Below are 21064 nucleotides of genomic sequence, written 5' to 3'. Positions count from 1 at the left end.
TCATTCCGTGTGGATGGGGGCGGCGCGGCCCGTTGCTTCGCCGGGCAGGGATGTTGCCGGCGGTTCGGGCGCGACGGCGGGCGCGCGCGTCAGCGGCAGCTCGACCACGAAGCGCGCGCCGGCATAGGGAGGCTCGCCAGGCTCCACGCGGATGCGGCCCTGGTGCGCCTGCACGATGGCCTGGCAGACCGCCAGGCCCAGGCCGGCGCCCGGCGTGGCCGATTCGCGCTCGCCGCGCACGAATTTGTCGAAGATGGCGGTTTCCTGGCCCGCCGGCACACCCGGTCCGTCGTCGGCGACGCGCACCAGGATCTCGCTTTCGCGCACGATGGCGTCGATGTACACGTGGCTGCCGGGCGGCGTGTATTTGGCGGCGTTCTCCAGCAGATTGCACAGCACGCGTTGCATCAGCACGCCGTCGCATTCCACCAGCGGCAGGTCGGACAGGGGCGCCACGGAGACGGTATGCTGGCGCAGCGGCTCGCGCATCTCGGCGATGGCGGCGCCGACCAGCTCTTCCACCGACTGCCATTCCTTGCGCAGCGTGACCTCGCGGTTCTGCAGCCGGGCCATGTCCAGCAGATTGACCACCATGGCGTGCATGCGGCGCGCCTGTTCGCGCATGGCCAACGCGATCTCGCGTTGCGCCGGGCTCAGCGCATCCGGATCGCGCATCAGCGTGTCCGTCATGCCCACCAGGCTGGTCAGCGGCGTGCGCAGGTCGTGCGAAATCGCCGACAGCAGCGAGCTGCGCAATTGTTCCGAGGCCATGCTGACCAGCGCCTGCTGCGCGACGTCCACGTAGTGCACGCGCTCGATGGCGATGGCGATCAGGGTGGCGTAGGCGTCCAGTTGCGGCCGGTCCGGCGAGGTCATGAAGGCCGCGCCGCCCGGCGGTTCCAGCACCAGCACGCCACGGGTGCGCATGGGGGCCTTCAGCGGCAGGTACAGCAGCGGGCTGCTGGACAACGTGTTGGTGCCGCAACCGGCGGGTTGCCCGTGGTCGAATACCCACTGCGCCAGGGCCGTTTCGACCGGGCGCGCCGCCTGGAGCGGTGTGTCGGCGTTGCTCAGCGAGAGGCGGTCGTCGCCGCCCAGCAGCAGCAGCGCGCAGGGCGTGCCGAAGGCGGCATTCACATAGGACGATGCCGCCGTGACGATCTGTTCCGGCAGCAGGGCCGACGACAGCTCGCGCGCGAATTCGTACAGGCCGCGCGCGACGCTTTCGCGCCGTGCCGAGGACAATGCCAGCAGGCGCAGGCCGGCCGTCAGCTGGCCGACCAGCAGGCCCACGGCCAGCAGCACCAGGAAAGTCACCAGGTACTGTACGTCCGAAACGGCGAAAGAGCGCAGGGGCAACACGAAGAAGAAATCGAAGGCCGCCACGCTGATGACCGATGCCAGCGCCGCCGGTCCGCGGCCATGCCGCAGCGCGACGGCCATGACCGCCAGCAGGTAGCACATGGCGATGTTGGTCTGGTGCAGCGCGGGGAAGGCCGCCAGTCCGATCAAGGTGGCGATCGCGCAATAGACGCAGGCCCAGGCGTAGCCGCCGTATCGCGCGGGCGGCCTCGGCCCGCCCGGCGCGGCGGCCGCGGGCCCCGCATCGACGGCGGGCGGTGCGCCCAGCCGCATCGACCCGGTGCGCGCGGTGGCCGGCTGCGATGGCGCGGCCAGCCGCATGACGTCCAGTTCGGGGCAGCCCGCGGCCAGCAGATCGGCGAAGCTGCGGCGCCGCAACAGGCCCGCCGGCGATAGCAGCGTGGCCAGCCAGGCACGCCAGCGCGTGCCCAGGCCGCGTCCCGCCCGCGTGCGGCCGATCACGGCCTTGGTGATGTTGTGCCGGCGCACGTAGCCCACCAGGGCCCGCACCATGTCCGCCCCGCCCAGCGTTTCGACGCGCGCGTCCAGGTCGCGCGCCGTCGCCAGGGCGCCTTGCAGCGCCAGCCGCTGCGCCGCGGATGGCTCGACCAGGGCGGGCGTTTCCACCGTGACCACATGGAGCTCGCCGTCCAGCTGCTGCGCCAGGCGGTGCGCGGCCCGCACCACGTGTTCGGCTTCCTCGTCCGCCGCCAGGCAGGCCACGACGGCTTCGCGCGTGCGCCACACGGTTTCCACCGCGCGATCGCGCCGGTAGGCCTGGACGTCGTCGTCGACCCGTTCGGCCATGCGGCGCAGCGCCAGTTCGCGCAGGGCGATCAGATTGCCCTTGCGGAAGAAATTGCGCGCGGCGTGGCGGGCCTGTTCCGGCATGTAGACCTTGCCATCCCGCAGCCGCCGCAGCAGCTCGTCCGGCGGCAGGTCGACCAGCACGACTTCATCGGCGGCGTCGAACAGCCGGTCGGGCACGGTTTCCCAGACCGGGATGCCGGTGATGCTGCGCACCGCCTGGTTCAGGCTGTCCAGGTGTTGCGCGTTCAGGGTGCTCCAGACGTCGATGCCGGCGGCCAGCAGTTCTTCCACGTCCTGCCAGCGCTTGGCATGGCGGGCGCCCGGCGCGTTCGAATGCGCCAGTTCGTCGACCAGTATCAGGGCCGGCCGCCGCGCCAGCGCGCCGTCCAGGTCGAATTCCGGCAGCGCGTGCCCGCGATACGCGTGGTCGACGCGCGGCAGCGACGGGATGCCGTCCAGCAGCGCGGCGGTTTCCCGCCGGTCGTGGGTTTCCACGACGCCGGCCAGCACGTCGACGCCGGCGGTCCGCTGGGCGGCCGCCGCGGCCAGCATGGCGTAGGTCTTGCCGACGCCGGCCGATGCGCCGAAATACAGGCGCAGCCGGCCTCGCGCGGCGCGCTGCGCCGCCCCATCGATGTCCCGCAGCAGGGCGTCGGGATCGGGGCGTTCGGGATGCGGGCTAGGCATGGTGCGGCCGTCGTTCGGTCGTAATGGGGCGCTTGTTGATGGTCAGCGTATCGGTCAGCGCCACTATACGCCGTCGCATCAGCGCGTCGCCTTCATGCCGTCCAGGTCCAGGTTCAACGCCAGCACATTGACCACCGGCTCGCCCAGCAATCCGAAGAACGGCCGCCGGGTATGCGCTTCGACCCGCTTGGCCACTTCCAGGGTGCTCATGTCGCGCGCCCTGGCCACGCGTTCGATCTGGTAATCGGCCGCGGCCACGCTGATGTCCGGATCCAGGCCGCTGCCCGAGGCGCTTACCAGATCCACCGGGATAGGCTTGGTATTGCCCGGATCGGCCGCCCGCAGGGCGTCGACGCGCGCCTTGGCGGCGTCGGCCAGGGCCTGGTTGCGAGGCCCCAGGTTGGACCCGCCGGACGCCGACGCGTTGTAGGGCATGGGCGCGGTGGCGGACAGGCGGCCCCAGAAGTACTTGGGCGCGGAAAATTGCTGGCCGATCAGCGTCGACCCCACCACCTGGCCGTTCCGTTCGATCATCGAGCCGTTGGCTTCGTGGGGGAACACCAACTGGGAAATTCCCGTGGTGGCGTAGGGGTAGGCCAGGCCGGTGACGACGGTCAGGATGGCGAAGACGACCAGCGCGGGGCGCAGGACGCCGGCGCCGGCCCGCGTGGGCGTTTGCTTTTGCATATTCGTAGTGTTCATGACGATTTCCTCGATTGCGGCGGCTCAGGCCCAGCCCAGCGCCGCCAGTACCATGTCGACGAGCTTGATGCCGACGAAGGGCACCAGCAGGCCGCCCAGGCCATAGATGATCAGGTTCCGCCGCAACAGCACGCCAGCGCCCAGCGGACGGTACCGGACGCCCTTGAGCGCCAGCGGGATCAGCACGACGATGATCAGCGCGTTGAAGATGACGGCCGACAGGATGGAGGACGCCGGCGTGGTCAGGCGCATCACGTTCAGCACGCCCAGCTGCGGATAGACCGTGGCGAAGGCGGCCGGAATGATGGCGAAGTACTTGGCCACGTCATTGGCCACGCTGAAGGTGGTCAGCGCGCCGCGCGTCATCAGCATTTGCTTGCCGATCTCGACGATCTCGATCAGCTTGGTGGGATTGGAATCCAGGTCCACCATGTTGCCGGCTTCCTTGGCCGCCTGCGTGCCGGAATTCATCGCCACCGCGACGTCGGCCTGCGCCAGCGCCGGCGCATCGTTGGTGCCGTCGCCCGTCATGGCCACCAGCCGGCCTTCGCCCTGGTAGGCGCGGATCAGCTTGAGCTTGGCCTCGGGCGTGGCTTCCGCCAGATAGTCGTCGACCCCGGCTTCCGCCGCGATCGACGCGGCGGTCAGCTTGTTGTCGCCCGTGATCATGACGGTCTTGATGCCCATGCGGCGCAGCTCGGCGAAGCGTTCCTTGATGGCGGGCTTGACGATGTCCTTCAGCTCCACCACGCCCAGGACGCGGCCGCTGTCGGCCACCGCCAGCGGCGTGCTGCCGCGGCGCGCGATGTCGTCGGCGGCGCGGGTGACGGCGGCATCCATGGTGACGCCCTGGTCCGCCAGCCACTGGCGGATGGCGTCCACGGCGCCCTTGCGCACCTGGCGCGCGCCCTGGTTGACGCCGCTCATGCGGGTATGCGCGCTGAAGGGCACGAACTCCAGGTCGGCCGCGGGCCGGGCCGGCGCGTGCAGGGCCTTGTCGGCCAGCAGCACGATGCTGCGGCCTTCCGGCGTTTCATCGGCCAGCGAGGCCAGCCGCGCGGCTTCCGCCAGTTCGCGCGGGGTGACGCCGGGGGCGGGCAGCAGGGCCGAAGCCTGGCGGTTGCCGAAGGTGATGGTGCCGGTCTTGTCCAGCAGCAGCACGTCGACGTCGCCGGCCGCTTCGACCGCGCGGCCCGACATCGCCAGCACGTTGGCCTGCATCATGCGGCTCATGCCGGCCACGCCGATGGCCGATAGCAGCCCGCCGATGGTGGTCGGGATCAGGCAGACCAGCAGGGCCACGAGCGCGGTGACCGTGACCACCTGGCCCACCTTGGCGACCTCGACGGAGAACAGTGAGAACGGCAGCAGGGTGACGGTGACCAGCAGGAACACGACGGTCAGCCCCACCAGCAGGATCGTCAGCGCCAGTTCGTTGGGCGTCTTCTGCCGCTTGGCGCCTTCCACCATGGAAATCATGCGATCCAGGAAGCTTTCGCCGGGGTTGGCGGCGATGCGCACGAACAGCCAGTCCGACAGCACCCGCGTGCCGCCGGTCACCGACGAGAAGTCGCCGCCCGACTCGCGGATCACCGGCGCCGATTCGCCGGTAATGGCGCTTTCGTCCACCGACGCCACGCCGGCGATGATCAGGCCGTCGCCGGGAATGATGTCGCCGGCTTCGACCAGCACCACGTCGCCCTTGCGCAGGTCGCCGGAATTGCGCGACACGCCACGGTCGCGATAGGCGTCCGGATGCGCGCCCGCCACATCGGCATCCTTGAAATCGCGCAGCACGCGCGCGGTGACGGTGGTGCGCAGCCCGCGCAGCGCGGCGGCCTGCTGCTTGCCCCGACCTTCGGCCAGCGCCTCGGCGAAATTGGCGAACAGTACGGTGAACCACAGCCATACCGCGATGCCGAAGATGAAGCCGGCGGGGGCCTCGGCCTGGCCGCGCAGCGCCATGATCCAGAGGAAGGTGGTCAGGATGCTGCCCACGTAGACGACGAACATCACGGGGTTCTTCACCTGCGCCGACGGCGCCAGCTTGCGCAGGCTGTCGACCAGGGCCGGCCCCATCAGCGCCCGCGAGAAGAACTGGAAGTTGCGTGGCGGCGGCAAGCCCGTCGCGTCTTGCGGCAGGGGTTGCGGAGCGACGGCCGCCAAGGCGTCGCTGTTCGATTGCTTGGCCATGTTGAGTATCAGCCCGTTCAAGGTTGCAGATGTTCCGCCACGGGGCCCAGGGCCAGCGCGGGGACATAGGTAAGCGCGCCGACCAGCAGGACGGAACCGATAAGCAGGATCACGAATAAGGCGCCGGTGGTGGGCATGGTGCCCGGACCGGCGGGAACGCGGTGCTTCTTCGCCAGCGAGCCGGCCATCGCCAGGATCGGAATGATCACGGCGAAGCGGCCGAACCACATCGCGATGGCCAGCAGGCTGTTGTAGTAAGGCGTGTTGGCCGACAGCCCGGCGAAGGCGCTGCCGTTGTTGTTCGCGGCCGAGGTCAGCGCATAGAGGATTTCGGAATAGCCGTGCGTGCCGGGATTGAGCACGCCGGCCTTGCCGGCCGTCATCGATACCGCCAGCGCGGTACCCACCAGCACCAGCAGGGGCGCGGCCAGGATGACGATGGACGTCATCTTCATCTCGTAGGCCTCGATCTTCTTGCCCAGGTATTCCGGTGTGCGGCCTATCATCAGCCCGGCGATGAAGACGCCCAGGATGGCGAAGGCCAGCATGCTGTACAGGCCCGAACCGACGCCGCCGAAGACCACTTCGCTCAACTGCATCAGCAGCATCGGCGAAAAGCCGCCCATGGGCGTGAATGAGTCATGCATGCCGTCGACCGCGCCGCAGGAGGCCGCGGTGGTCGCCGTGGCGAACAGGGCCGTGGGCCCGATGCCGAAGCGCGCTTCCTTGCCTTCCATATTGCCGCCCGCCGACAGCGCGGTGGTGCTGCTGTCGACGCCGGCCTGCGCCAGCATGGGATTGGCCTGGAACTCGAAATACCCGGTGGTCAGCGCGAAGGCGACGAACAGCACTACCATGGAGGCCAGCACCGCGATGCCCTGGCGTCGGTCCCCCACCATGCGGCCGAAGGTAAAGCAGAGCGCCGCCGGAATCATCAGCATCGCCAGTGTCTGCAGGAAGTTGGACAGCGGCGTGGGGTTCTCGTAGGGATGCGCCGAGTTCGCGTTGAAGAAGCCGCCGCCGTTGGTGCCGAGCATCTTGATGGCTTCCTGCGACGCCACCGGCCCCAGCGCGATGGACTGCGTGGTGGCGGTCAGCGATTCCGTGACCGGCTGCCCCTTGGCGTCCAGCACCGGCTGGCCATGGTCGTCCATCTTGGCCGCGGAGTACGCGACCGGTTCCAGCAGATGCGCGTCCTGGTAGGGGCTGAAAGTCTGGATCACGCCCTGGCCGACCAGCACGACGGCCAGGATCAGCGACATCGGCAGCAGCACGTACAGGCAGCAGCGGACCGTGTCCACCCAGAAATTGCCCACGGTCTGCGCGCTGTGCCGCGCGAAGCCGCGTATCAGTGCCAGGAGCACGGCGATGCCGGTGGCGGCCGACAGGAAGTTCTGCACCGTCAGCGCGAGCATCTGCGTCAGGTAGCTCATCGTGCCTTCGCCGACATAGCCTTGCCAGTTCGTGTTGGTGACGAAGCTGACGGCGGTGTTGAGCGAAGAGTCGGCCGACACCGCGCCCATGTTGGCGGGGTTCAGCGGCAACAGCCCCTGCGCGCGCTGGATCGCGTAGGACGCCACGAAGCCAAGGATGCTGAACACGAGGACGGCCACGGCGTAGCGTTTCCATCCCATTTCGGCCGTGGGATCCACGCCGGCGGCCTTGTAGACCAGCCGCTCGAACGGCCGTCCCCAGGCCGACCAGCGCGACTGGCCGTTTTCCATGACTTCATGGATATAGCGCCCGACCCAGGGGGCGAGCAGCAGAAGGACCGCCAGGAAGAAGACCAGCAGCCCCAGGTAGTGCGCGTTCATCAGAATTTCTCCGGCTTGAACAGGGCGATGAGCAGATAGACGAACAGGAACAGGGCGAGGGCGCCGCTGATCAGGTACAGCCAGCTCATGATTGGTCTCCCTTCTGCAGGGCGTCGCAGAACTCGACCAGGGCCAGCGTGAGCGCGGCCATCACGACGAAAGAGGCGAGGAAAATGGTGTCCATGTTTACTCCTGGGTAAGGTCCCGGATCCCGGGGCGGGCACACGCGACGGAGCGGGGCCAGCGGACACCGGCAGGTTAGGGAGGCCGCCGTAAAAACGGGATAAAGCTTGATCGGCCGGGAGTAAATGGAATATAAAAATCGGTCAACGCACCAAGTTGGTGCGAACCTTCCCCTGGTAAATGCGCCGTCCTAGGGCATACCCCTAGTGTTTCATTCCCGGAGATGGTGCAGAATTCCGTTCCATGCAGGTGAGGAGACAAAAGCCCCTCTGAGGGCTCAAAACCGGGCGGCACCGGTACATAAAAGAAGCTGTACCTAGAAAAGCAAACGCACAACGGCTGGCACCAGGCAGTGCCAGCCGTTGTCGCATTCAGGGTCCGGTTTTTGCGCCCCAGGCGCGGCCGGCGTTCCAGTAGGCCCTGCCATGGCGCATACGCCGACTCCGCAAAACGCTGAATCCGTCGACGATCTGCTCGCCTCCCGGGCGCGTGCCCCATTGTGGGGGCGCAACGTCCGGCTCATCGCGCTGCTGCTGGTGCTGTGGGCCGGCTTGACCGTCGTTCCCGCCTGGTTCGCGCGCTCGCTGCTCTTCCCTGTCGCCGGCTGGCCTTTCGCCTACTGGATGGCCGCCTTTGGCGCGCCCCTGGCTTACCTGGCCATCATCGTCGCGTATGCACGGATCATGAATGGCGCGGACGGGGATGACTGAGACCGCGGCGCGGGTCTATGTGCTCTACGCCGCCGGCTTCGCGCTGCTCATCCTGGTGCTGGGCCTGCTCGAAGTCCTGGGCATGCCGCGCAACTGGATAGGCTATGTCTTCCTGCTGGTGACGTTCAGCCTGTACGCCGGCATCGGCATCGTCTGCCGGACCTCCGATCCCGTCGAGTACTACGTCGCGGGCCGCCGGGTGCCGGCCTTCTACAACGGCATGGCCACGGCCGCCGACTGGATGTCGGTGGCGTCCTTCATCGGCGTTGCCGGCACGCTCTACGTCGGCGGCTACGCGGGGCTGGCGTATGTGATGGGGTGGACCGGCGGCTACGTGCTGGTCGCGCTGCTGCTTGCGCCCTATCTGCGCAAGTTCGGCCAGTACACCCTGCCGGATTTCATGGGCGCGCGCTATGGCGGCAACCTGCCGCGCCTGGTGGGCGTGGCCTGCGCGGTGCTGTGCTCGTTCACCTACCTGGTCGCGCAGATCTATGGCGTCGGCATCATCACGACGCGCATGACGGGGATTTCGTTCGAGCTGGGGATCTTCCTGGCACTCGGTGGCATGCTGGTGTGTTCCTTCCTGGGCGGCATGCGCGCGGTGACGTGGACGCAGGTCGGGCAGTTCATCATCCTGATCATGGCCTACGTGATCCCGGTCGTGTGGCTGTCGATCAAGTTCACCGGCATGGCGCTGCCGCCCATGGCCGCAGGGGTGGCGCTGGAACAGGTGGTGCAACAGGAAGGCCGGCTGCTGGACGACGACGCCGAGCGCGCCGTGCGCCGCGAGTGGCAGGCCCGCGCGGAGCGGGTGGATGAGTTGCTGCGCACCCTGCCGGGTTCGTGGGTGAGCGAAAAAGCCCGCCTGCGCGACCGCCTGGCGCAACTGAACGCGGCGGACGCGCCGATGCTGGAAATACGCTCGGTGCAGCGCGAGCTGGACGCGTATCCGGTCACGGTGGAAGAAGCCCGCACGCGCTGGTATCGCGATCGGCAGGAGTTCCGTGCGCGGGCGCGACCGCCGGTGCCCTCGGCGCAGCCTTATCCGACGGCAGCGCAGTCTCATCCGCCCGAGGGCGGCGGCCCTGCCGCTACCGGCGCGGGGGCCGGGCGCGACCCGGTGATCCGGGAGGCCAACCCCGGCGCCGCCCAGGACATGACTGCCGGCCAGGCGCAGGATGACGGCGCACCAGCAGGCTGGGAGCCGCAGCGCGCCAACTTCATCGCCCTTGCGCTATGCCTGATGCTGGGGACCGCGGGGCTGCCGCACATCCTGATGCGCTCCTACACCACGCCATCCGTCGGCGCCGCGCGCCGGTCCGTCTGCTGGACCTTGCTGTTCATCCTGCTGCTGTACCTGCTCGCGCCCGCGCTGGCCATCCTGGTGAAGTACGTGATCTACACGCACCTGGTCGGCGCCCGGTTCAGCGCGCTGCCGGACTGGGTGGCGGCATGGAGCGCCATCAGCCCCACGCTGGTGAGCGTGGTGGACGTGAACGGCGACGGCGTGGTGCAGCTGGGTGAAATACACATGGGTGCGGACGTGGTGGTGCTGGCCTTGCCGGAGATCGGCGGCCTGCCCTATGTGGTGTCGGGGCTGGTGGCGGCCGGCGGCCTGGCGGCGGCGCTCTCGACAGCGGACGGACTGCTCCTGACGCTGTCCAATGCGCTGTCGCACGACATGCTTTACCGGGTCGTCTCGCCCCGCATGCCGGCGGCGCGCCGGGTCATGGTGTCCAAGGTCCTGTTGCTGGTGGTGGCATTCGCCGCGGCCTGGGTGGCGGCAAGGCGGCCGGCCGACATCCTGATCATGGTGTCGGCGGCGTTTTCGGTGGCGGCGTCCTCTTTTTTTCCCGTGCTGGTGATGGGCATTTTCTGGAAGCGGGCCAACAAGTGGGGGGCGACGGCCGGCGTGGCCGTCGGGCTGGCGGTGACCTTCAGCTACATGGCGCACAGCCATCCGTGGCTGCGCGAGCTGGTGTTCGGCATATCGCCGACCCAGCCGCTCGAATTGTGGTGGGGCATACAGCCCGTGGCGGCCGGCATCTTCGGTGCCCCCGCGGCGTTCCTGGCGATCATCGTGGTGTCCCTGTTGACGCCGCGCCCGGATCCCGCCACGGAGGCCCTGGTGGACTATGTGCGCGATCCACGCCGGGCGCCGCCCGGCGAGACGCGGGAGGTCGGCCGCGCCTGAGCTGGCCATGCCTGGGCCGGGCCTCGCCTGGGCGCGGCCGTGCCTGTGCCGGCCGCGCCTGTGCCGGCCATGCCTGTGCCGGCCGCGCCCGATGGTGCCTGAACCGTTCCTTGCGGGCGGCCGCCGCCCGCGCGGCGCCGTGCGCGCCTTATTCGGCGTGTACGTTCGCCTTGCGCACGACCTCGCCCCAGCGCTTTTCCTCCGACACGATGAATGCCGCGAAGGCCTCGGGACCGGCGCCGGAGATTTCGCTGGAATCCTGCTCCAGCCGTTGGCGCACCGACTCCGCCGCCAGCGCGGCGTGGCCGGCCTTGTTCAGCCGGGCGATGACTGGCGCGGGCGTGCCGGCGGGCGCCAGCAGGCCGAACCATTGCGAGCTTTCGAAGCCGGGATAGCCCGATTCCGCGACCGTGGGTACGTCCGGGATGGCATCCAGGCGGCGCGCCGAACCCACCGCGATCAGCTTGACCCGACCGCTCTGGGCCTGCGGCAGCAAGCCCGGCAGGCCCGCCGATGCCGCATCGATATTGCCGGCGAGCAGATCCTGCAATTGCGCGCCCGTGCCCTTGTAGGGAACGTGCACGACGTCGATGCCGGTGGCGGTCTTCAGCATCTCGAAGGCCAGGTGTCCCGCGCTGCCATTGCCGGCCGAGCCATAGTTCAACGTGCCGGGCTTGGCCTTGGCCAGCGCCACGAAGGATTGCAGGTCGTTGGCCGGCACGCGAGCATTCAGGGCGAAGACCATGGGCAGCTTGGCCAGCAGGATGATGGGCGAGAAATCCTTGACCGGGTCATAGGGCAGGTTGCGCATCATCGCCGGATTGACCGCCAGCGTACCGACGTGGCCCAGGATCAGGGTGTAGCCGTCGGGACGGGCGCGCGCGGCTTCCATCGTGGCGATGCTGCCTTGGCCGCCGCCCTTGTTTTCCACGACCACCTGCTGGCCCAGGTCGCGCGACATTTCGATGGCCACGGCGCGCGCGATGACGTCGGAACTGCCGCCGGGGCCGTAGGGCACCAGCAGGCGGATGGGGCGGGTGGGATTCCAGTCCTCGGCGGCCGCGGGGCGCAGGCCCAGTGCCGTGAACATGATGGCGGCCAGGACGAGCAGGCGGGCGCCATGCCTGCCGCCGAAAAGGGCGGTATGCAACATATGTCTGTCTCCTCTTTGGGACGTTTCCGGATACGGTCGGTGCCGCCGTCGCGAGCGGCCCGCGCATGATGCGGGGCATGCGGCGGTGCCGTAAAGCGCAAATATCCGGATGACCATTGCGTGTCACGCATCAATGAGCGTGCTGGCGTACGCGCGGCTACCGCATGGGTGCGGGAGCGCGCGGGCGCGGAAACAGGGGTCAGTAAAGAGGGGCGGTAAAGAAGGATTTAACGCGGGCGGATTGCCGCTAGACGGATGGATCGCCGGCGCGATTTACCGCCGGGCTTCTTCCATCTGCCGCAGCAGCACCAGCAGCGCGCCCGAGCCCCCTTCGCGCGGCGGGGCTTCGGAAAAGGCGATGACTTCCGGCTTTTGCGCCAGCCAGGTCCGCGCCTTGTCCTTGAGCACGGGATTCAGGCCTTCGGAACCGTAGCCCTTGCCATGCACGACGCGCACGCAGCGTATGCCGTGCTCGAGGCATTCATCGACGAAGGAAAGCACCGCGTGACGCGCCTGCTCGACGCGCAGGCCGTGCAGGTCCAGCTCCGCGCCGGCCTGCCATTCACCGCGCCGCAGCTTGCGCGCGGTATCCGGCGCGGCGTCCGCGCGCACGTAGGCGGTGCCGTTTTCGGAGAGCAGATGCGTGACGCCGCCGTCGGAAACGCCGGCGTCCGCGCGGTTCGCCGTTTCGCCCAGCGCGGCGGCGCGGCGTTGGACGGGGATGTCGTCGGGCGCCGGTCGGTGCGTGTGCACCACCCGTGCTTCGGCGCGCAGCGGCGTGACCGCGCCCATGGCCTTGCGGAAGGCGCGCAGGTCGTCGGCGGGATCGGATGGCGGCGCGGCTTCACGCGTGGCCGCGGAACCCGCCGCCTGCGTAGATTCGCGCGCGGCGGCGGCGCGCGCCGCCTGCGCGGCCGCGGCCTCCGCCTGCCGCCGCAGCGTCCGCGCCTGCGCCTGCTCGTGCAGGCGTTTCAGGTCGCCGAAACCCGCTTTACTGTCCCGCATTCTCCAGCCACCGCTGTGCGTCCAGGGCCGCCATGCAACCGGTGGCCGCGCTGGTGATCGCCTGGCGATAGACATGGTCCTGCACGTCCCCGGCGGCGAACACGCCCGGCACCGACGTCATCGTCGCCATGCCGGACAGGCCGCTCTTGGTGACGATGTAGCCGTCCTTCATGTCCAGCTTGCCCTGGAAGATGTCGGTATTCGGGTGGTGGCCGATGGCGATGAAGGCGCCGGTCGCCGCCAGGTCTTCCGTCTGGCCGGTCTTGTTGTCGCGGATGCGCACGCCGGTGACGCCGCTGTCGTCGCCCAGCACTTCTTCCAGCTCGGAAAACAGCTTCAGCTTCATGTTGCTGTTTTCGACCTTGTCCATCAGGCGGTCCACCAGGATGGGCTCGGCGCGGAACTTGTCGCGGCGGTGGATCATGGTGACGGTGCGGCAGATATTCGACAGGTACAGCGCTTCCTCGACCGCGGTGTTGCCGCCGCCCACCACCACCACGTCCTGGTTCTTGTAGAAGAACCCGTCGCAGGTGGCGCAGCCGGACACGCCGCGGCCCATGAAGGATTGCTCGCTGGGCAGGCCCAGGTATTTCGCGGAGGCGCCGGTGGCGATGATCAGCGAATCGCAGGTGTAGACGTTGCCCGTATCGCCCGTCAGGGTAAAGGGGCGTTGCGTCAAATCCACGCTCGCGATGTGGTCGAACACGATTTCAGTGTTAAAACGTTCGGCGTGCTGCTGGAACCGCTGCATCAATTCCGGGCCCTGCACCCCTTGCGCGTCGGCGGGCCAATTGTCGACCTCGGTGGTCGTCATCAGCTGGCCGCCCTGCGCCAGGCCGGTGACCAGGACGGGCTTCAGGTTGGCGCGCGCGGCGTAGACCGCCGCGGTATAGCCGGCCGGACCGGAGCCGAGAATCAGCAGTTGGGCATGTTTGGAAGTAGTCATCGGGCACGCTAGGCAAAGTTGATGCCCAATTATAATGAGGCCTATGCCGCGTATTTCAACCGCTTCTCCGCGCGCTTCGCGCAACACGCGCAATGGCCCGTCGCCGTTGCAGACCCGCATTTCCTCCCTGCTGCGCGAGGCCCGGTGGATACTTTTCGCCGCCATGGCCGCGTGGCTGACCCTGGTGCTGGCCACCTGGAGCTCCGCCGATCCCGGCTGGTCGCATTCCGTGCCCGCCGGCGTGGTGCACAACAAGGGCGGCACGCTGGGTGCCTACCTGGCTGACATCCTGCTTTACCTCTTCGGTTTTTCCGCCTGGTGGTGGGTGGTCCTGCTGCTGCACCGCGTGCGCGCCGGCTACCGCCGGCTGGCCGGCCATCTGCGTACCCCGAACGGCAACGCCGAACCGCTGCCGCGCGTGCGCTGGGAGCAGGGCGTGGGTTTCGGCATGCTGCTGATCGGCTCCATGGGGCTGGAAGCGCTGCGCCTGTATACGTTGGGGACGCATCTGCCCGGCAGCGCGGACGGCGGCAGTGGCGCTGGCGGCGTGATCGGCCATACGCTCGCGGAACAACTGTCCGGCGCCATCGGTTTTACGGGTGGAACGTTGGTCTTCCTGGTGCTGGTCGCCATCGGGCTCAGCCTGTTCTTCTCGTTCTCATGGCTGGCCATCGCCGAACGGGTCGGCGGCTCCATCGAAGGACTGCTGCGGCGCGCCCGCGCTTCCGTCGATGCGCGCCAGGACCGCAAGCTGGGCGAAGTCGCGCAGGCGGAACGTACCGAACAGGTCGTGGCCAAGCAGGAAAAACTGGTGCACGAGCAGCCGGTGCGCATCGAGCCGGCGATTACCGTGGTGCCCAAGTCCGACCGCGTGCAGCGCGAAAAGCAGCAGACGCTGTTCGCGCCGCCGGAAGGCGAAGGCGACCTGCCCACGATCAGCCTGCTGGATCCGCCGCCGGTCATGCAGGAAACCGTGTCGGCCGAGACCATCGAGTTCACCTCGCGCCTGATCGAGAAGAAGCTGGCCGATTTCGGCGTCAGCGTGGTCGTGGTGGCCGCGCAGGCGGGCCCGGTCATTACGCGTTATGAAATCGAACCGGCCACTGGCGTGAAGGGCAGCCAGGTGGTGAACCTGGCCAAGGATCTGGCGCGCGCGCTCAGCCTGGTCAGCATCCGGGTGGTCGAAACCATACCCGGCAAGAACCTCATGGGGTTGGAGCTGCCCAATCCGCGCCGGCAGATGGTGAAGCTGTCCGAAATCCTCGGCTCGCAGACGTATCACGCCAGCGCGTCGACCGTGACGATGGCCCTGGGCAAGGACATCGCCGGCAATCCCGTCGTCGCCGACCTGGCCAAGATGCCGCACCTGCTGGTCGCCGGTACCACCGGGTCGGGCAAGTCGGTGGGTATCAATGCCATGATCCTGTCGCTGCTCTACAAGGCCGACGCGGCGCAGACGCGGTTGATCCTGATCGACCCCAAGATGCTGGAAATGAGCGTCTACGAGGGCATCCCGCACTTGCTGGCGCCCGTCGTGACCGACATGCGCCACGCAGCCAACGCGCTGAACTGGTGCGTGGCCGAAATGGAAAAGCGCTATCGCCTGATGAGCAAGATGGGCGTGCGCAACCTGGCCGGCTTCAATACCAAGATACGCGACGCCATCAAGCGCGAAGAACCCATCCCCAATCCGTTCTCGCTGACGCCCGACCAGCCCGAGCCGCTGCAGCCGCTGCCCACCATCGTGGTGGTGATCGACGAGCTGGCTGACCTGATGATGGTGGTGGGCAAGAAGATCGAAGAACTGATCGCGCGCCTGGCGCAGAAGGCGCGCGCCGCCGGCATCCACCTGATCCTGGCCACGCAGCGCCCCAGCGTGGACGTCATTACCGGCCTGATCAAGGCCAATATCCCCACGCGTATCGCTTTCCAGGTGTCTTCCAAGATCGATTCGCGCACCATTCTCGACCAGATGGGCGCGGAAACCCTGCTGGGCCAGGGCGACATGCTGTACATGCCGCCGGGCACGGGTTTGCCGGTGCGCGTGCACGGGGCCTTCGTGTCCGATGACGAGGTGCATCGCGTGGTCGAGCATCTGAAGGCGCAGGGCGAGCCCAACTATATCGAAGGCCTGCTGGAAGGCGGCGTCGAAGGTGAAACCGGCGATGGCGTCGGCAGCGTGACGGGCTTTACCGATAGCGAGTCCGATCCCATGTACGACCAGGCCTGCGAAGTGGTGCTGAAGCATCGCCGCGCATCGATCTCGCTGGTGCAAAGGCACCTGCGCATCGGCTACAACCGTGCGGCGCGCCTGCTCGAACAGATGGAGCAGTCGGGCATGGTGTCCGCCATGCAATCCAACGGCAACCGCGAAATCCTGGTCCCCGCCGCCGCGCGGGAGGAAGCTTGATGATGCAATTACCACGCAGCCTGGCCGCGCTGGCTTCGACCGCGGCGATCACGCTGGCGGCGCTGCTGCCCGTACAGGCGTTCGCCGCCACGGCGCAGGAGCAACTGCACGCCTTTGTGTCGTCGGTGACGGCGGCTACCGGATCATTCACCCAATCCACTTCCGGCGGACAGCAGTCGCAACCGCGTCCGGCGCAAAGCGGCACGTTCTCCTTCCAGCGGCCCGGCAAATTCAAATGGGCGGTGCAGAAGCCCTACGAGCAGCTCATCGTCGCCGACGGCAAGCAGGTCTATCAGTACGATCCGGACCTGGCGCAGGTCACGGTGCGCAAGGTGGACCAGGCCATCGGTACCTCGCCCGCCGCCATCCTGTTCGGCTCCGGCTCGCTGGAGCAGTCTTTCGACGTGTCGGCGCTGCCGGCCAAGGATGGCCTGGAGTGGCTGCGCGCCAAGCCGCGCACCACCGACGCGGGGTTCTCGCGCGTGGATATCGGCTTCAAGGACAACCGCCCCGTGCGCATCGAACTGCTGGATGCGTTTGGCCAGACCACCCGCGTCGACCTGTCCAACATCGTGCCCAACCCGGCGATCAACGCGCAGGATTTCACCTTCACGCCGCCCAAGGGTGTGGATGTGGTGAACATGTAGGCAGTATTCTTGCTTGGCAATGCGCCGACGCCATTCCAGGGGCGATCCCGCCCGGTCGGCCTGATTGCGAGGTCACCATGAAGATACGCAGCAAGCTTTTCCACCTGGCCGCCGCCTGCATGCTGGGCGTGCTGCTGGGCGGTTGCGCCAATGACGGGCGCTTCGACCATCCCGGCCCGCCGCATCCGGGCGCGGCCAACCCGTGGGCCAGCGACCGAGGCTGGGGTCCCGGACCGAACTATCCGGCCACGGGGCCTTGAACGCAGCAGGGCCGCCACGGGCGGCCCTTTTTACTCCATATTCTCGAAGTCGGTACCCGGCGTCAGCGGCGCATGACGATAGCTTGCCGGCGTCCGGCTCAGTTTGACCGGCGCACCCAGGCCGCGATAGTCCGGGCCGATGCCCACCACCATTTCGCGATGGGCGGTGTGGGGATGGTTCAGCGCGGCATCCATGTCCAGTACCGGCGCGGCCGGCACGTTGGCCGCCATCAGGCGGTCGACCAGGCTTGCCGCCTGGAAGCCGGCCAGCGCCTGCTCCAGCAATTCCTTCAATTCCACCCGGTGTGTGGAGCGCGCGCCCGGCGTGGCGAAGCGCGCGTCCGCGGCGAGCTCCCCGCGGCCCACTATGTCGCAGAGCGTGGCGAACTGACGGTCGTTGCCGATGGCGAGGAACACCGGATCCGTGCCGGTGCGGAAGGTGTCGTAAGGGTAGATGTTCGGATGCGCGTTGCCGGTGCGGCGTGGCTTGCGTTCGTCCATGAACCAGTTGGCGGCATGCGGATGCAGCAGCGAAAGTCCGCTGTCGTACAGCGTGGCTTCGACGAACTGGCCCTTGCCGCTGCGATGGCGTTCCTGCAGGGCCAGCAGTATGCCGATCACGGCGTTCAGGCCGGTGACCATGTCCACCACCGGCAGGCCCACGCGCAAGGGCTCGCCGCCCGCTTCGCCGTTCACGCTCATGATGCCGCTCATGGCCTGCACCGCGGCATCGTAGCCCGCCAGTCCGCCCAGCGGACCATCGGCGCCGAAGCCTGACACGCGGCACCAGACCAGGCGCGGAAATCGTTGCGACAAGGCGTCGAAGCCCATGCCCCAGCGTTCCATCGTGCCGGTCTTGAAGTTCTCCACCAGAACGTCGGCATGCTCGAGCAGTTCCAGCAGGCGCTCGCGTCCGGCGGGCTGGGACAGGTCCAGGTGCTGGACGCGCTTGTTGCGGTTCAGGCCCATGTAGTACGAAGCCACGCCATCCTTGAACGGCGGTCCCCAGGTGCGGGTGTCGTCGCCTTGCGGCGGCTCTATCTTCAGCACGTCGGCGCCGTGGTCGCCCAGTATCTGGCCGCAGTAGGGGCCGCCCAGGATGCGGGAAATATCCAGGACGCGGATACCGGCCAGCGCGCCGGTGGTGGGGACGGAAGTCATGCGGACTGCTCCGGGAGTGGGCTGTGCAACAAGGCGCCCGTTGTCAGTTCAAGGGGATGCCCGACGACTGGATGACCTTGGCCCATTTGGCTTTCTCTTCCGCGATGAAGGCGCCCAGCGCCTGCGGCGAGTGGTCGGGCGCGGCCTCCAGCCCCTGCGAGGCGAACAGGGCTTTGACCTTGTCGGAGTTCAACGCCTGCACGAAGGCCTTGTTCAGGATCGCGATGCGGTCCGCCGGCGTGTTGGCGGGTGCGACGATGCCGAAGAACACGCTGACGTCATAGCCCGGATAACCCTGTTCGGCCACCGTCGGCACGTCGGGCAAGGCGCGCGAACGCTTGGCTGTCGTCACCCCGAGCGCGCGCAGCTTGCCCGATTCCACGAAAGGCTTGGCGGTCAGCACGTCGGTGAAGCTCATCGCGACGTGGTCGCCCAGCAGGTCGTTCAAGGCCGGGCCGGTGCCCTTGTACGGAATGTGCAGGAAGTCCGTGCCGGCCAGGGAGTTGAACATCACGCCGGCCAGGTGCGACGACGCGCCGGTGCCCGACGATGCGAAGGCCAGCTTGCCGGGGCGCGTCTTGGAATACGCCACCAGTTCCGGCACGGTCTTGGCCGGGATGCTGGGATTCACCACCAGGATGTTCGGCAGGTAGCCGACATGGATGACGGGGGCGTAGCTTTTGACCGGGTCGTAGTTGATCTGGCTGTACAGGCTGGAATTTATCGCCAACGGGCCGGACGTGCCGAACATCAGGGTGTAGCCGTCCGGCTGCGCGCGCGCGACGAATTCCGCGCCGATATTGCCATTGGCGCCGGCGCGGTTCTCCACGATCATGGGCTGCGGCAGGTAGTGCGAGATTTCGGTGGCCAAGGTACGCCCCATGGCGTCGGTGGGGCCGCCGGGCGGGTAGGGGATGACCAGCGTCAGCGGCTTGGCGGGGAAGGTGTCGGCGGCCCGGGCGGGCGCGGCGCCCAGGATGGCCACGGCGGCGCAGCTCGCGGCAAGCACGGTCAGGCAGGAAGGTTTTTGCACGTCTTGTCTCCGTAACGTTCTGGATGTTCTGGGTGTTTTAGTGTTGGGGCGAGCGATACGCCCGTCCAAGCGTCCGTTCGTCCGTTCGTACGATCGTACGATCGTCCGTTCATGCGCCGGCGCGTCGCCAAGCCGGCGGAATCTCATCGGGCGCCAGGGGATCGCGCGGCAGCACGCGATGCCGCAGCGCCAGCTGGGCCCAGCGCAGGCGGTCGGCCGAGCCGATGGCGGATGCCTCCCAGCTCATCGCGATCGCGCTGGTGCAGTGATAGAGCGCCGACGCCGCTTGCCGCGCCAGGACATCGCCGCCTTCGCGCGCCGCGGTCTCCGCCAGCGCGCAGGCGCCTTCCATTGCCTGGCGCAGGGCTTCCGCATAGGCCGGCGCCAGGTCCGCGCGCGCCAGCAGCGCCAGGTTGTGGGCCTTCAGCACCGGCAGGGAGTTTTCCCGCTTGACGGCGCGTATCACGTCCAGCGCGACGATGTTGCTGGTGCCTTCCCATATCGATCCCAGGTGCGCGTCGCGCAGCAAGCGGGGGTCGCTCCATTCCTCGATATAGCCGCAGCCGCCGCGCACTTCCATGGCGTCACCCGTGACCTTGCGGGCGTCGCGGCAGGCGCGGAACTTGATCAAGGGCGTCAGGATGCGCAGCAGGGCATATGCATCCGTTTCGCCGGCATCCGACCGCGCCAGGGCCTGGGCGGTCTGGAACACCATGGTGCGTGCCTGCTCGGACGGCACGCGCAGCTTGTCCAACTGGCGCCGCATCAGCGGCATCTCGTCCAGCGCACGGCCGAAGGCGCGCCGCTCGCGGGCGACGAATTCCGCTTCGGCGACGGCGCGCCGCATCAGGCCGGCCGCGCGCACCCCATTGGACAAGCGCGAGTTGTTCACCATGTCGGCCATCTGCACGAAGCCGCGCCCGGGTTCGCCGACCAGGTAGGCGACCGCGCCTTCCAGGCGTATTTCACCGCTGGCCATGGACCGCGTGCCCAGCTTGTCCTTGAGGCGGATGATGCGGTAGTGATTGGCGCTGCCGTCGTCCAGGCGGCGCGGCAACAGGAATAGCGACACGCCCTTCAAGCCATCCTGCGCCCCTTCCGCGCGGGCCAGTACCATCGCCAGGTCGGCGTCGGGATTGGAGCAGAACCACTTGTCGCCATGCAGGCGCCACTGCCCCTGGGGGTCGCGGCGCGCCTCGGTGGCGGTGGCCGCGATATCCGAACCCGCGCCCTGCTCGGTCATGAACATGGCGCCCTGCGCCAGTTCGTCGAAGTCCAGCGAGGTCAGCCGCGGCAGATAGCGTTCCACCAGGGCGGGATCGCCGAATTTACGCAGCGTGCGCGTCAGGGAATCCGTCATGGACACCGGGCAGCACAGGCCGAATTCGGATTGCACGAACAGGAAGGTCAGCACGTACTTGACGATGGGTGGCATGGGGCCTTGCCATCCCAGGGTCTCGGCGCGATGCGACATCGCTCCCAGGCCGAATTCGCTGAGCGCCAGCCTTTCCATTTCCACGTAGGCGGGGTGCTTGACGATCCGCTGATCGTCCAGGCCGCTGCGGCTGCGGACCTGCAGGGTGGGCGGGTTGTGGTCGGCGATGGCGGCCAGTTCGTCCAGGTGTCCGCCGGCCAGTTCGCCCAGGCGATGGAAATGCGGCGTCATATGGCGCAGCAGATCCGCCGGCAGATACAGCGGCAGCAGCGCGCGCAATGCTTCGTCGCTGGCGTAGAAGTTGTCGCCGCGGCGATCCGGCACGGGGTGTTGGGCGGCTGGCTGCATGCCGATGTCTC

At 68.0% G+C, this 21064-nt stretch carries 16 protein-coding genes; 5 read left to right on the top strand and 11 right to left on the bottom strand.

Annotated features, from left to right (window positions below; genetic code table 11):
* From CAL12_RS21595 to kdpF, 5 genes are all read right to left on the bottom strand, one after another.
* Positions 1-2859, bottom strand: coding sequence for a sensor histidine kinase (locus tag CAL12_RS21595; protein ID WP_086066494.1), 2859 nt, complete (start codon positions 2857-2859; stop codon positions 1-3).
* 78 nt (positions 2860-2937) lie between these two features.
* Complete coding sequence (gene kdpC, locus CAL12_RS21590; protein WP_232464591.1) at positions 2938-3561, bottom strand: potassium-transporting ATPase subunit KdpC; 624 nt, start codon at positions 3559-3561, stop codon at positions 2938-2940.
* A gap of 24 nt (positions 3562-3585) precedes the next feature.
* The gene (gene kdpB / locus CAL12_RS21585; RefSeq protein WP_086068036.1) at positions 3586-5754 is read right to left on the bottom strand and encodes a potassium-transporting ATPase subunit KdpB; all 2169 of its coding nucleotides are present in this window, start codon (positions 5752-5754) and stop codon (positions 3586-3588) included.
* Between the two features lie 17 nt (positions 5755-5771).
* Positions 5772-7568, bottom strand: coding sequence for a potassium-transporting ATPase subunit KdpA (kdpA, locus tag CAL12_RS21580; protein WP_086066493.1), 1797 nt, complete (start codon positions 7566-7568; stop codon positions 5772-5774).
* A complete protein-coding gene (kdpF, locus tag CAL12_RS21575; RefSeq protein ID WP_066353881.1) occupies positions 7568-7657 on the bottom strand; it encodes a K(+)-transporting ATPase subunit F in 90 nt (29 codons plus the stop codon). The genes kdpA and kdpF overlap by 1 nt, the downstream gene beginning before the upstream one ends.
* 519 nt (positions 7658-8176) lie before the next feature.
* Between kdpF and CAL12_RS21570 the strand changes: the two genes are divergently transcribed.
* Complete coding sequence (locus CAL12_RS21570) at positions 8177-8461, top strand: DUF4212 domain-containing protein (protein WP_086066492.1); 285 nt, start codon at positions 8177-8179, stop codon at positions 8459-8461.
* Complete coding sequence (locus tag CAL12_RS21565) at positions 8454-10655, top strand: VC_2705 family sodium/solute symporter (protein WP_157793072.1); 2202 nt, start codon at positions 8454-8456, stop codon at positions 10653-10655. The genes CAL12_RS21570 and CAL12_RS21565 overlap by 8 nt, the downstream gene beginning before the upstream one ends.
* A 148-nt stretch (positions 10656-10803) precedes the next feature.
* Here CAL12_RS21565 and CAL12_RS21560 read toward each other — a convergent pair whose 3' ends face one another.
* From CAL12_RS21560 to trxB, 3 genes are all read right to left on the bottom strand, one after another.
* The gene (locus CAL12_RS21560) at positions 10804-11808 is read right to left on the bottom strand and encodes a Bug family tripartite tricarboxylate transporter substrate binding protein (RefSeq protein ID WP_198298290.1); all 1005 of its coding nucleotides are present in this window, start codon (positions 11806-11808) and stop codon (positions 10804-10806) included.
* Between the two features lie 273 nt (positions 11809-12081).
* A complete protein-coding gene (locus CAL12_RS21555) occupies positions 12082-12813 on the bottom strand; it encodes a Smr/MutS family protein (RefSeq protein WP_086066490.1) in 732 nt (243 codons plus the stop codon).
* Complete coding sequence (gene trxB / locus CAL12_RS21550) at positions 12800-13759, bottom strand: thioredoxin-disulfide reductase (protein WP_086066489.1); 960 nt, start codon at positions 13757-13759, stop codon at positions 12800-12802. The genes CAL12_RS21555 and trxB overlap by 14 nt, the downstream gene beginning before the upstream one ends.
* A gap of 43 nt (positions 13760-13802) precedes the next feature.
* On the opposite strand from trxB, the gene CAL12_RS21545 reads away from it, so the two are divergent.
* The 3 genes from CAL12_RS21545 to CAL12_RS21535 all read left to right on the top strand — a co-directional run bounded on the left by CAL12_RS21545 (position 13803) and on the right by CAL12_RS21535 (position 17076).
* Positions 13803-16169, top strand: a complete 2367-nt coding sequence (locus tag CAL12_RS21545) for a DNA translocase FtsK (RefSeq protein ID WP_086066488.1) — start codon at positions 13803-13805, stop codon at positions 16167-16169.
* On the top strand, positions 16169-16816 hold the full coding sequence (gene lolA, locus CAL12_RS21540) for an outer membrane lipoprotein chaperone LolA (protein WP_086066487.1): 648 nt from the start codon (positions 16169-16171) through the stop codon (positions 16814-16816). The genes CAL12_RS21545 and lolA overlap by 1 nt, the downstream gene beginning before the upstream one ends.
* A 77-nt stretch (positions 16817-16893) precedes the next feature.
* On the top strand, positions 16894-17076 hold the full coding sequence (locus CAL12_RS21535) for a hypothetical protein (protein WP_086066486.1): 183 nt from the start codon (positions 16894-16896) through the stop codon (positions 17074-17076).
* A gap of 30 nt (positions 17077-17106) precedes the next feature.
* Here the strand turns inward: CAL12_RS21535 and CAL12_RS21530 are convergent, their stop codons facing one another.
* The 3 genes from CAL12_RS21530 to CAL12_RS21520 form a co-directional block, all read right to left on the bottom strand.
* Positions 17107-18237 carry a CaiB/BaiF CoA transferase family protein gene (locus CAL12_RS21530; RefSeq protein WP_086066485.1) on the bottom strand — a complete coding sequence of 377 codons (1131 nt, stop codon included), beginning with the start codon at positions 18235-18237 and terminating at the stop codon, positions 17107-17109.
* Between the two features lie 43 nt (positions 18238-18280).
* The gene (locus tag CAL12_RS21525) at positions 18281-19270 is read right to left on the bottom strand and encodes a Bug family tripartite tricarboxylate transporter substrate binding protein (RefSeq protein WP_420042735.1); all 990 of its coding nucleotides are present in this window, start codon (positions 19268-19270) and stop codon (positions 18281-18283) included.
* 109 nt (positions 19271-19379) lie between these two features.
* Entirely contained in the window at positions 19380-21053 is a 1674-nt protein-coding gene (locus tag CAL12_RS21520; protein WP_086066483.1) for an acyl-CoA dehydrogenase family protein, read from the bottom strand.
* Between the last annotated feature and the right edge of the window lie 11 nt (positions 21054-21064).

Origin of the sequence: Bordetella genomosp. 8 (genome assembly GCF_002119685.1) — a bacterium.
GTDB lineage: Bacteria > Pseudomonadota > Gammaproteobacteria > Burkholderiales > Burkholderiaceae_B > Bordetella_C.
Note: the sequence above shows the minus strand (reverse complement) of the source record. Positions and strands in the feature narration are given on the sequence as shown.

Coding starts and splice junctions, on each gene's coding strand:
- CAL12_RS21595 (WP_086066494.1), bottom strand. CDS start 2,859: ATGCCTAGCCCGCATCCCGAACGCCCCGATCCCGACGCCCTGCTGCGG.
- kdpC (WP_232464591.1), bottom strand. CDS start 3,561: ATGAACACTACGAATATGCAAAAGCAAACGCCCACGCGGGCCGGCGCC.
- kdpB (WP_086068036.1), bottom strand. CDS start 5,754: ATGGCCAAGCAATCGAACAGCGACGCCTTGGCGGCCGTCGCTCCGCAA.
- kdpA (WP_086066493.1), bottom strand. CDS start 7,568: ATGAACGCGCACTACCTGGGGCTGCTGGTCTTCTTCCTGGCGGTCCTT.
- kdpF (WP_066353881.1), bottom strand. CDS start 7,657: ATGAGCTGGCTGTACCTGATCAGCGGCGCCCTCGCCCTGTTCCTGTTC.
- CAL12_RS21570 (WP_086066492.1), top strand. CDS start 8,177: ATGGCGCATACGCCGACTCCGCAAAACGCTGAATCCGTCGACGATCTG.
- CAL12_RS21565 (WP_157793072.1), top strand. CDS start 8,454: ATGACTGAGACCGCGGCGCGGGTCTATGTGCTCTACGCCGCCGGCTTC.
- CAL12_RS21560 (WP_198298290.1), bottom strand. CDS start 11,808: ATGTTGCATACCGCCCTTTTCGGCGGCAGGCATGGCGCCCGCCTGCTC.
- CAL12_RS21555 (WP_086066490.1), bottom strand. CDS start 12,813: ATGCGGGACAGTAAAGCGGGTTTCGGCGACCTGAAACGCCTGCACGAG.
- trxB (WP_086066489.1), bottom strand. CDS start 13,759: ATGACTACTTCCAAACATGCCCAACTGCTGATTCTCGGCTCCGGTCCG.
- CAL12_RS21545 (WP_086066488.1), top strand. CDS start 13,803: ATGCCGCGTATTTCAACCGCTTCTCCGCGCGCTTCGCGCAACACGCGC.
- lolA (WP_086066487.1), top strand. CDS start 16,169: ATGATGCAATTACCACGCAGCCTGGCCGCGCTGGCTTCGACCGCGGCG.
- CAL12_RS21535 (WP_086066486.1), top strand. CDS start 16,894: ATGAAGATACGCAGCAAGCTTTTCCACCTGGCCGCCGCCTGCATGCTG.
- CAL12_RS21530 (WP_086066485.1), bottom strand. CDS start 18,237: ATGACTTCCGTCCCCACCACCGGCGCGCTGGCCGGTATCCGCGTCCTG.
- CAL12_RS21520 (WP_086066483.1), bottom strand. CDS start 21,053: ATGCAGCCAGCCGCCCAACACCCCGTGCCGGATCGCCGCGGCGACAAC.